General features: G+C 66.7%; 4 protein-coding genes. All 4 read left to right on the top strand.

Translation table 11 applies throughout. The features are described from left to right. Window positions 1-269: 269 nt before the first annotated feature. The 4 genes from glgA to glgB are packed head-to-tail and all read left to right on the top strand — an operon-like array spanning window position 270 to window position 11298. A complete protein-coding gene (glgA, locus tag ACS7SF_RS21300) occupies window positions 270-1910 on the top strand; it encodes a glycogen synthase GlgA (RefSeq protein WP_439894112.1) in 1641 nt (546 codons plus the stop codon). Window positions 1911-1931: 21 nt separating this feature from the next. After that, the gene (locus tag ACS7SF_RS21305; RefSeq protein ID WP_439894113.1) at window positions 1932-5495 is read left to right on the top strand and encodes a maltotransferase domain-containing protein; all 3564 of its coding nucleotides are present in this window, start codon (window positions 1932-1934) and stop codon (window positions 5493-5495) included. Further along, window positions 5492-8995, top strand: coding sequence for a maltose alpha-D-glucosyltransferase (gene treS, locus ACS7SF_RS21310; protein WP_439894114.1), 3504 nt, complete (start codon window positions 5492-5494; stop codon window positions 8993-8995). Before ACS7SF_RS21305 ends, treS begins: the two co-directional genes overlap by 4 nt. Next, a complete protein-coding gene (glgB, locus tag ACS7SF_RS21315; protein WP_439894115.1) occupies window positions 8992-11298 on the top strand; it encodes a 1,4-alpha-glucan branching protein GlgB in 2307 nt (768 codons plus the stop codon). The genes treS and glgB overlap by 4 nt, the downstream gene beginning before the upstream one ends. Window positions 11299-11845: the final 547 nt, after the last annotated feature.

An 11845-nucleotide genomic window follows, 5' to 3' on the forward strand; every position in this document is an offset into this window, starting at 1 on the left:
AGCGAATGTGCCCTCCTCGCCATAGGCGAAATTACATCGCGCGTTCCCACGTTGCACACCCCGCACGTGCTCGGGTGAACCGCCACGCACGGTGATCCTCACTGGCTGCCAAGGCACCGCATGCGCCGACGTGGCACGCGTGTCGGCATCTGTCTGACTGGCATAGCTCTTGCGCACCCAGGAGGATCGCAAACCTCCGCCGCATGCAGGCGCCATCCACAGTTCGTACGGTTGATGGATGGCGCAGCGAAAGCGGTTCCTCCGGGAGCATGACCTTGTCGCTGAATATCCTCTTTGTCGCTTCAGAAGCGGTGCCCCTGGCCAAGACCGGTGGGCTGGGAGATATGGTGGGAGCATGTGCGGGCGCGCTGCAGCGTGCCGGCCTGCACGTGACGGTGATGCTGCCCGGCTACCCCGGCGCCATCGCGCAGATGCAGCGCACCCAAACCGTCTGTGAGTGGACCGACCTGCCCGGCGGGCGCGCGCGTCTGCTCAAGGGCGCCATGGGGCCACATGCGGTGCCGGTGTTGTTGTTCGACGCGCCGGCACTGTTCGATCGGCCAGGCAACCCGTATCTGGACGACCACGGTGCGCCATATGACGACAACGCGTTGCGCTTTGCCGCGTTCAGCCAGGCGGCGGCGCGCGTGGCTGCGGGGGTACCGGGCACGCCCAGCTTCGACATCGTGCAGGCGCATGACTGGCACACGGGCTTGGTGCCGCTGTTCATGCGGCGCGCGGGTGCACGGGCCAAGACCGTCTTCACGGTGCACAACCTGGCCTTCCAGGGCAATTTCCCGATGGAGATGGCACCGCAGATCGGCGTGCCGCCCGATGCCGCGCTGGCGGCGGAATTCTGGGGCCAGCTCAGCTTTCTGAAGGCGGGGCTGTTGTGGGCAGACCGCATCAGCACCGTCAGCCACGCGTATGCGCGCGAGATCCTGACCGACACGGCGGGCTGCGGCATGCAAGACGTGCTGCGCGCACGCCAGCAAGACTTGGTCGCCATCCTCAACGGCATCGACAACGACGTGTGGAACCCCGCGAAGGACTCGTTCCTGCCGCGCCCCTTCTTCGCCGCCGACCTGAACGGCAAGCACGCCGCGAGGCGCGCGCTGCAGCAGTGCTTCGGCTTGCCGGAAGACGCGCAAGCCCCGCTGCTGGCGCTCGGCAGCCGCCTGACGCATCAAAAGATGGCCGACGTGGCGCTGCAAGCGTTGCCGCAGTTGTTGGAAGCGAACCCGCGCTTGCAGGTGGCCGTGCTCGGCTGCGGAGAACATCCATACGAAAGCGGCATGGCAGCACTGGCCGCCCGGTACCCACGCCAGATGGCAGCCATGATCGGCTACACCGAGCCGCACGCCCACCTGCTGCATGCGGGCGCGGACCTCCTCCTGCACGGCAGCCGCTTCGAGCCCTGCGGCCTCACGCCGCTCTATGCGATGCGCTATGGCACCGTGCCGGTGGCGTCCCGCGTGGGCGGGTTGATCGACACCATCACGGATCGGGGCTCGCCTGAAGCCGCCTGGCGCGGCGCTACGGGTTTCCTGTTCGACGGCGACACCGCGGAGGCGATGGTCGCCGCCGTCGAGCGCGCGCTGCGTGTCTTCGCCCAGCCGCAGGCGTGGCGCATCCTGCAATACAACGGCATGACGACGGACTTCGGATGGTCGCAGCCGGCGCGCGAGTACATCGCGCTGTACCGCACGCTGGTGCCGGCCGCCACGCCGATGCCCACATTGACGCTGGCCGAATCCACCCCGGACGCTGCGGCGATCCCGCACCGCCAGGAACACCACGAGCGACGCCCCGAGCGCACGCCTGCCCGCCATCGCAGCACGGCGTTGTCCGACGAAGTCCGCGCGCACGCCGTGGCGCGCGCTGCCAGCGCCGAGAAGATTCGCGCCTGACGTTTGCAACGGCTGTCACGCATGCCTACGACCCAGACACCCAAACCCACCACGTCACGCAAAACCACGGCCGCGCTCAAGGCCGCCAAGCCGCCCGGCAGCGAAGCCAAAGCGGTTGCCAAACCCGCATCGCGGCCGGCCACCGCGCCACCCGATGCGCCCTACGCGCCGGCCATGGTTTATGTGCACCCGCTGCAACTCGGCCGGCTGGACCGGTGGGACGGCGTGTTGGATCGCATTGCCTCCCTAGGCTTTGACCATGTGCTGATGGCCCCGCCGTTTGCAGTCAGCGCGGGTGGGAACGTCTTCGCCACGCGCGATCATGCGCAACTGCATGCTGCGCTGGGCGGCGGGCCGGCGGATGCGGCACTCGCTGCCTTGGCCAGCGCGTGCCAACAGCGTGGGCTCACCCTACTGCTCGATCTCGTGATCGATCGCCTGGCCACCGATGCGCCCCTGCGCGCCGACCACCCCGACTGGTTTAGCAGCCAAGCAGAAGACGGCGATGCGCTGGACCCCCGCCTGCCGCCCTCGCATCTGGAAGTGGCCTGCTTCCGCCACCACGACCCGCGCTACGCCGACGCCATCCTCGCGTGGTGGACGCAGCAACTGCGCGCGTGGGCCGCATTGGGCATCGGCGGTTTCCGCTGCGAAGCACCGACGCGCCTGCCCGCGGAACGCTGGCGTACGCTCATTGCCGACGTGCGCAAGGACACTGCCACACGCTTCCTCGCGTGGACACCGGGCATGGACGCCAGTGCCGTGGAAGCCCTGGCGGGCGTGGGCTTTGACGCCACGTTCTCGTCATTGCGCTGGTGGGACTTCCGTGCGGGCTGGATGGTGGAGGAACACGCACGCCTGGCTGCCGTCGCCCCGCCCATCGCCACCGTCGAAGCCCCGTTCGGCACGCGCTACGGACAAGCGTTCGGCGATGCGATGGTGCGTGAGCGCGCCTATCGCCGCCTGCTTCACGTGGCGGACACGCTGGATGCCGGCTGGCTGATGCCGCTGGGCTTCGAGCGCGGCGCCTTGCTGCCGATGCTGGCCGAGCGCGGTGACCCATCCGATCAGCAATGGATCGACGCGCACGCCGCCTTCGACCTGAGCGACGCCGTGCGCGACGTGAACGCTACCATCCGGGCCGCGCGCGAGGCCAACACCATCGCACCGCATGCCGAACTGCGCATGCTGACCGGCCCCGACGCGCCCGCCACCGCTCTGCTACGCGCCGATGGCCCCGACCTGCGCGCCAGCGATACCGCCACGCTGGTCGTCATCAACCCGGATCTGCACATGGGCGTATCGGTGCATGCGGATCATTTCCTGCCTGGCGTGGCCGGCGGCTTTACGCGCGGCGTGGCGCTGGACCTGCTGACCGAGCCCCCGGGCAGCAACGACGAAACGCTGCGCCCCACCGCCCGGCCGTTAGCCGAAATTGATCTGCTGCCCGGTGACGTACAGGTGTGGCGCGTGTTCCGCAATGCGCCGGTCCGAGTTGCCAGCGCAGCGCCAGCCAAGGGCACACGCGCCAGGGCCGGCAGCGCAAAGGACCCGGTCAACGCAGCCATTGCATCACCGCGCATCGGCATCGAGCAGGTCCAGCCGTCTGTGGACGATGGCCGCTTTGCCGTGAAGCGCCTGGTGGGCGACGACATCGTCGTTGAAGCCGATGTGTTGATGGATGGGCATGACCAGTTGGCCGTGCATCTGTTGTGGCGCGCGCAGGATGAAGACGCTTGGCAGCACGTGCCGATGGTGCCGCTGGGCAACGACCGCTGGCGCGGCGCGTTTCGGCCCGAACGGCTCGGGCGCCACCTGTACGCCATCGGCGCCTGGCGCGATGCGTTCGGCACCTACCGTTCGGAGCTGGAGAAGAAGCACACCGCCGGTGTCGACGTGACGCTGGAGCTGGAAGAAGGCGCGCGCCTTGTCTCACAAGCCGCCGAGCATGCGCCCAAGGACGCGCCCGTCGATGCCCTGCATAAGCTCGCCCATCTGCTTGCCGATGCCGACGACACCCGCCGCCTGCAACTGCTGCTGGACCCGGTGACTGCGCACGTGATGGCGCAGGCCTCGCACTATCGGCCGTTCTATGTGGAGAGCGTGTCGTATCCGCTGGAGGTCGAACGCGGCGGTGCAGCGTTCGCGAGTTGGTACGAAATCTTCCCGCGCTCGGCTTCAGACGACGAACAACGGCACGGCACCTTCGATGACGTGATCCGCCGCCTGGGCGCCATTCGTGGCATGGGCTTCGACGTGCTGTATTTCCCGCCCATCCACCCCATCGGCCGCACCAACCGCAAGGGCCGTAACAACAGCCTACAGGCCGGGCCCGAGGACCCAGGCAGCCCCTACGCCATTGGCGCCGCAGAAGGCGGGCACGACGCCATCCACCCGCAACTGGGCACGTTGGAGGACTTCCGCCGCTTACGCGACGCCGCCCGCGATAAGGGCCTGGAGCTGGCGCTCGACTTCGCCATTCAATGCTCGCCCGACCACCCCTGGCTGCGCGAGCACCCCGGCTGGTTTGCGTGGCGCCCCGACGGCAGCATCAAGTACGCCGAGAACCCGCCCAAGAAGTACGAAGACATCGTCAACGTCAACTTCTATGCCAGCGACGCCAAACCCGCACTGTGGCTTGCCCTGCGCGACGTGGTGATGTTCTGGGCCGACGAAGGCGTGCGCCTGTTCCGCGTCGACAACCCGCACACCAAGCCGCTGCCGTTCTGGGAATGGATGATCGGCGAGGTGCGCGCGCGTTACCCCGATGCGGTGTTCCTATCCGAAGCCTTTACCCGGCCGAAGGTGATGTACCGGCTGGCGAAGGTGGGGTTCTCGCAGTCGTACACGTACTTCACGTGGCGGCATACCAAGCAGGAATTCATCGACTACCTGAACGAGCTGACGCGCACGCCGGTGCGTGAATATTTCCGCCCGCACTTCTTCGTCAACACGCCGGACATCAACCCGGTGTTTCTGCAGACCTCGGGGCGGCCGGGTTTTCTGATTCGTGCCGCGCTGGCCGCCACGCTGTCGGGCCTCTGGGGCGTGTACAACGGCTTCGAGCTGTGTGAAGGCGCACCGGTGCCTGGCAAGGAGGAGTACCTCAATTCCGAGAAGTACCAGCTGCGCGCGTGGGACCACGACCGCCCCGGCAACATCGTCAAAGAGATCGCCCTGCTCAACCGCATCCGCCGGGCAAACCCCGCGCTGCATTCGCACCTGGGCGTGACGTTCCAGCCAGCGTCCGGCGAGCACATCCTGTTCTTCAGCAAATCGACGCCGCCAGTACTACCCGGCAATCCCGCAGAGCTGCCCGACGCGCTGCCGCCGGACCGCTTCGGCGACAACACGCTGTTCGTCGCCATCAACCTCGACCCGCATCACGCGCATGAGTCCGACATCGAACTGCCGCTGTGGCAATGGGGCCTGCCTGACCACGGCGCACTGATGGCCGAGAACCTCGTCACCAGCCAGCGCACGGTATGGCGCGGCAAGTGGCAGCACATCCGCCTGGAGCCCGAGCAGCCATTTGCCATCTGGCGCGTCCGCCCGGCCCTGCCATCGGAGGAGCAACCGTCATGACGCGCAACCCGACCGCGCTGCTGGTGGACGACCCGCTCTGGTACAAGGACGCCGTCATCTACCAGATCCACGTCAAGTCGTTCTGCGATTCGGACAACGATGGCGTGGGGGATTTCCCCGGCCTGATCTCCAAGCTCGACTACATCGCCGAGCTGGGTGTGGATGTGATCTGGCTGCTGCCGTTCTACCCGTCGCCGCGCCGGGACGACGGCTACGACATCGCCGAATACCGCGGCGTGCACCCCGACTACGGCACCATGGCCGACGCGCGCCGCTTCATTGCCGAGGCGCATGCGCGCGGCCTGCGGGTGATCACGGAACTGGTCATCAACCACACGTCGGATCAGCACCCGTGGTTCCAGCGCGCGCGGCGCGCCAAGCCGGGGTCTGCGCTGCGCGATTTCTATGTGTGGTCCGACCACGACAAGAAGTACGCCGGCACCCGCATCATCTTCATCGACTCCGAGCCCTCCAACTGGACGTGGGACCCGGTGGCCAAGGCCTACTACTGGCACCGCTTCTATTCGCACCAACCCGACCTGAACTTCGACAACCCGCGCGTGCTGAAAGCGGTGCTGGGCGTGATGAAGTTCTGGCTGAACCTCGGTGTGGATGGCCTGCGGCTGGATGCCGTGCCTTATCTGGTGGAGCGCGAAGGCACCTCGAACGAGAACCTGCCCGAAACGCACGCTGTGCTGCGCAAGATTCGCGCGGCCATGGATGCCGAATTCAAGAACCGCCTGCTGCTGGCCGAGGCCAACCAGTGGCCCGAAGACACACAGGAATACTTCGGCGCCGGTGACGAATGCCACATGGCGTTCCACTTTCCGCTGATGCCGCGCATGTACATGGCGATCGCGCGGGAAGACCGCTTCCCGATCACCGACATCATGCGGCAGACGCCGGAAGTGCCGCCCACGTGTCAGTGGGCCATCTTCCTGCGCAACCACGACGAACTGACGCTCGAAATGGTGACCGACGCCGAGCGCGACTACCTGTGGGAGGTCTACGCCAGCGACCGCCGCGCCCGCTTGAACCTTGGCATCCGCCGACGCTTGGCACCGCTGCTGGAACGCGACCGCCGCCGTGTGGAGCTGATGAACAGCCTGCTGTTCTCGATGCCCGGCACGCCCGTCATGTATTACGGCGACGAAATCGGCATGGGCGACAACATCCACCTGGGCGACCGCGACGGCGTGCGCACACCGATGCAATGGTCGCCTGACCGCAACGGCGGCTTCTCGCGCGCCGATCCAGAGCAGCTGGTGCTGCCCGCCATCATGGGCTCGCTGTACGGCTATGAATCGGTGAACGTGGAAGCGCAAAGCCGCGATGCGCACTCGCTGCTGAACTGGACCCGCCGGCTGCTGGCGACGCGCAAGCGGCATCGCGTGTTCGGGCGGGGCTCCATCCAGTTTCTGCAGCCCGCCAATCGCAAGGTGCTGGCGTATATCCGCGCGCTGGAGGGTGAGGCGCCCATCCTGTGCGTGGCGAACCTCTCCCGCGCTTCGCAGGCGGTGGAGCTGGACCTATCGGCATATGCGCAACGCGTGCCGGTGGAGCTGATTGGCGGGACGGCGTTTCCGCCCATCGGGCAGCTCTCGTATCTGCTCACGTTGCCGCCGTATGCGTTCTACTGGCTGGAGCTGCGCGAGAACGAGCCCGGCCCGAGCTGGGCGCAACCGGCCGCCGAACAGTTGCCCGAGTTCACCACGCTGGTGCTGCGTGCCGGGCTGGATGCCGTGTCTGACACGCGCCAGCGCGAAGCGCACCGCCAGCTTATCGAACGCGAGATCCTGCCGACATACCTGCCCAAGCGCCGCTGGTTTGCCGCCAAGGACAGCGTGCTGCGCAGCGCGAAGTTCGCCTGGGGGGCGACCGTGCCGGTGGATGCCGCGTCCACCAATCGGCCGCTGGCAGGCGCCACACGGCCCGAGGTGTTCCTCAACGAAGTGGCCGTGACGCTGGGTAGCACCGATGGCACCGAACGCGTTGAGCGCTATCTGCTGCCGCTGTCCATCGCGTGGGAATCGGCCACACTGCCCGCACTGCCGATCCAGCTCGCACTCGCGCGTGTGCGGCGCGGCCGCCATGTCGGCTACCTGACCGACGCCTTCACCACCGAGACCTTCGCCCGCGCGCTGCTCACCAACCTCGTGCGCGGCACCACGCTGGAAGCAAACGACGGCACCGTGCGTTTCGAACCCGAGCCGAATATCGCCGAGCTGTCCGAACCGGTGGACAGTGCGGAGGCCGGTGCCGTACGCCCTGCCCCGTTGCCGCTCGCACCCGACACGCCCATCCAATGGCTGGCGGCCGAGCAATCCAACAGCTCGCTGGTGATCGGCGAGTCCGTCATCGTCAAACTGATCCGCCGCATTGCCACCGGTATCCACCCCGAAGTGGAGATGACGCGGCACCTCACGCGCGTGGGCTATGCCAACACAGCCGCGCTGATTGGCGAGGTCTCGCACCACAGCGCGGACGGTGAACGCGCCACGCTGGCCGTCATGCAGAGCTTCGTACCCAACCAGGGCGATGCGTGGACGTGGGCGCTGGACTACCTGCGCCGCACCATCGATGAGCTGGCTGTGCTGATGGAAGGCGTGACCGCAGGCGATGGGGAATCGTCGCCCGTGGCTGTATCGGAAGCGCGCGTGGACACCGACGAGGCGCTGGCCGGTTACGTCAGCTTCATCGGCACGATTGGCACGCGTCTGGGCGAGTTGCACGCCGCCCTGGCTGCGCCCACTGAAGACCCAAGCTTTGGCGCACGCATTGCCGACGCGGAGGACGTCGCGTACTGGACGGCCCGCGTGAGCGAACAGCTCACCCGCGCGCTCGACAACCTGACGGCATGGCAGCAGCAAAACCCGGAAAACGCGCAGAACCCCGACGTGCAATGGCTGGTGTCGCAGCGCCAGGCGCTGCTTGACGCCGCGCGCACGCATGCCAAAGACGGCCTGGGCGCCACGCTCTCGCGCATCCATGGCGACTTCCACCTCGGCCAGGTGCTGGTGGCGCAGGGCGACGCCTTCCTCATCGACTTTGAAGGCGAGCCCTCGCGCCCGGTGGAAGAACGCCGGCGCAAAACCAGCCCGCTGCGCGACGTGGCCGGGCTGATGCGCTCGCTCGACTACGTGGTGGGCGCCATGCGGCAAGGCCCCGAACACGTGGCCGGCCCCGCGCAAGAGCGCCGCAACCACTTGCTTGAGCTGTTCCGCTCGGCCTCGACCGAGCGCTTCCTGGAAGCGTATGCCGCCGCTGTGGGCAAACCCGGGGGGCCCGATCTGAATGCGCTCGACCAGCCAGTGGTCAACCTACACCTGCTCGACCTCTTCCTGCTGGAAAAGGCCGCGTACGAGGTCAACTACGAATGCGCCAACCGGCCCGCATGGCTGCCGATTCCGCTGGCGGGCTTCACGCGCGTGGCACGCCGTCTGCTGCATGCGGAAGCACCACCGCCCGCCGCGGAAGACTCGACCGGAGGCCCACCGTGACCGCGCTCGACTTTGCCACCCGTCCCAAAACGACCACCGCCCCGGAACCGCCGATGGTGCTGCCGCCCGGCGTCGATCCGACGCAGGTCGATGCGCTCACGCACGGCCGCCTGGGCGATCCGTTTGCCGTACTGGGGCCACATCGCGTCGACACCGATGACGGACCGCGCTGGATGGTGCGCGCCTTCTACCCGGGGGCGCGCCGCGTGCAGGCCATCGATGCACGCGGCCAGATCATTACCGAGATGACGCCCGTGGGCCGCACGGGGCTCTTCCATGGCCCGCTGCGCGCCGATGCGCAAGAGGTCTTCGGCCATCCGGAGTCCTACCGCCTGCGCATCATCTGGCCCGCCGGCACCGGCCATGAAGCCGTGCAGGAAACTGAAGACCCCTACGCCTTCGGCCTGCTGCTAGGCGATCTGGATCTGCACCTGCTCAATGAAGGCACGCACTGGACGCTGGCCAGCTGCCTGGGCGCGCAGGCCGTGCGGATGGATGGCATGAGCGGCGTGCGCTTTGCCGTCTGGGCGCCGAATGCGCAGCGCGTATCCGTGGTGGGCGACTTCAACCAGTGGGACGGCCGCCGCCACCCGATGCGACTGCGCCATCAGGCCGGCGTGTGGGAGCTGTTCCTGCCCAGCGGGCTTGGCGTGGGCCCGGGTGCCCGCTACAAGTTCGAACTGATCGGCGCGGATGGGCGCCTGGTGGTCAAGGCCGACCCGGCTGCGCGGCAGACCGAGCCACCACCCGCCACCGCATCCGTCGTGGCCGACCCGGCACCCTTACGTTGGGGCGACGACGCCTGGATGCAGAGCCGCGCCGAACGCCAGAAGCCCGACGCGCCCATCAGCATCTACGAAGTCCACGCCGGCTCGTGGCTGCGGGATGTGGAAGACGGCGGCCGCAATCTGCAGTGGGATGAGCTGGCGGATCGGCTGATCCCCTACGTCACCGCGCTGGGCTTTACGCACATCGAGCTGCTGCCCGTGGCCGAGCACCCCTTTGGTGGTAGTTGGGGATATCAGCCGCTTGGGCTGTTTGCACCCTCCGCACGATTCGGCTCGCCGGAAGCGTTCGCGCGCTTTGTCGATCGCTGCCACCAGGCCAATCTGGGTGTCATCGTCGACTGGGTCCCCGCGCATTTCCCGACCGACGCGCACGGCCTGGCGCAATTCGACGGTACGTCGCTGTACGAACACCAGGACCCGCGCGAAGGCTTTCACCAGGACTGGAACACGCTCATCTACAACTTTGGCCGCAACGAAGTGCGCGGTTTCCTGATTGCCAGCGCGCTGGAATGGCTGGAGCGCTTCCACATCGACGGCCTGCGCGTCGATGCCGTGGCGTCGATGCTCTACCGCGATTACTCCCGCCGCGCCGGCGAGTGGGTGCCCAACCAATACGGCGGCCGGGAAAACCTCGAAGCCGTCGCCTTTCTGCAGCAGATGAACACGGTGGTGCACGAACGCTGCCCCGGCGCCATCACCATCGCCGAAGAATCCACCGCATGGCCGGGCGTGACCGCGCCGGTGGAATTCAACGGCCTGGGGTTCGACTACAAGTGGAACATGGGCTGGATGCACGACACGCTGCACTACATGCAGCGCGACCCGGTGTACCGCCAGCACCATCACGACGGCATGACGTTCGGGCTGGTGTACGCGTTCTCCGAGCACTTCATCCTGCCGATCTCGCACGATGAAGTGGTGCACGGCAAGGGCTCACTGCTCGGCAAGATGCCCGGCGATGAGTGGCAGCGCTTGGCCAACCTGCGCGCCTACCTGGCGTTCATGTGGACGCACCCGGGCAAGAAGCTGCTGTTCATGGGGAGCGAGTTTGGGCAGGTGGGGGAATGGAACCACGATGCATCCCCCGAATGGCACCTGCTGGATGACCCGCGGCACCGTGGTGTGCAGCGGCTGGTGCATGACCTCAATGCGCTGTATCGGAGCGAGCCTTCATTGCATGCGCGGGATTGCGCGCCGGAAGGGTTCAACTGGGTGATTGGGGATGACCGTGCGAACAGCGTGTTCGCGTTCCTGCGGTTGGATGGTGAGGGGCGGCCAATGCTGGTGGTGGCGAATATGACGCCTGTGCCGCGGGAAGGGTATCGGATTGGGGTGCCGCCTGCTGATGGCGCTGTGCAATGGCGTGAGGTGTTGAACACGGACGCCGCCGTGTATGGCGGTAGTGATCTGGGGAATGGTGGGGCGGTGGATGTGGATCATGTGGCTGCGCATGGGCAGGGGCAGTCGTTGGTGTTGCGGTTGCCACCGCTTGGGGTTGTGGTTTTTAAGGTTTGAGTTTTTTGTTGGTGGTGTGCCCCTTGTTTCATCCCCTGCCGGGGCTGACTCACTTTCTTTGTCTTGCCAAAGAAAGTAAGCAAAGAAAGGCGCGCCCGAGATGGCGAAGGACTCCTTGAATTTCTGTCGCAGGGAGGGAGGGGAGGCAAACTCGCTTCGCTCAAACAGGCCTCCCCTCTTTTTCCTCCCTGCAACAGAAATTCAAGGCGCCATCTAGGGCAAGGAACGGCCACACCATCATGGGGTCAATGTTGGCGCCTGGTGCGGGGGTTAGGACGTCGGAGGTCACGGTTTTTGGGGCACTGGTCGGGCTTGGAGCCTCGTGTTTGGCGCGCTGATTGCCAGGCTCCGCCGTATTTGCCTCGAGTTCGGTGGGCTGATCTTCGCAGTCGGCACGTTGAGCTCGGCATCGGCGAGCTTTGAGAGCCGCCCGTGGAGCAAATAGCGCCGCACGCCGTGCTTGGGGCTCCGAAGCCGGAGCCTTTTGCTCCGAACGCGGGGCTCAGAACTCCGACCCATCGGACCTTTTTGCTCGGGCGTCGGAGCA

It is taken from the genome of Ralstonia sp. 25C, from assembly GCF_051904805.1.
Taxonomy (GTDB): Bacteria; Pseudomonadota; Gammaproteobacteria; order Burkholderiales; family Burkholderiaceae; genus Ralstonia.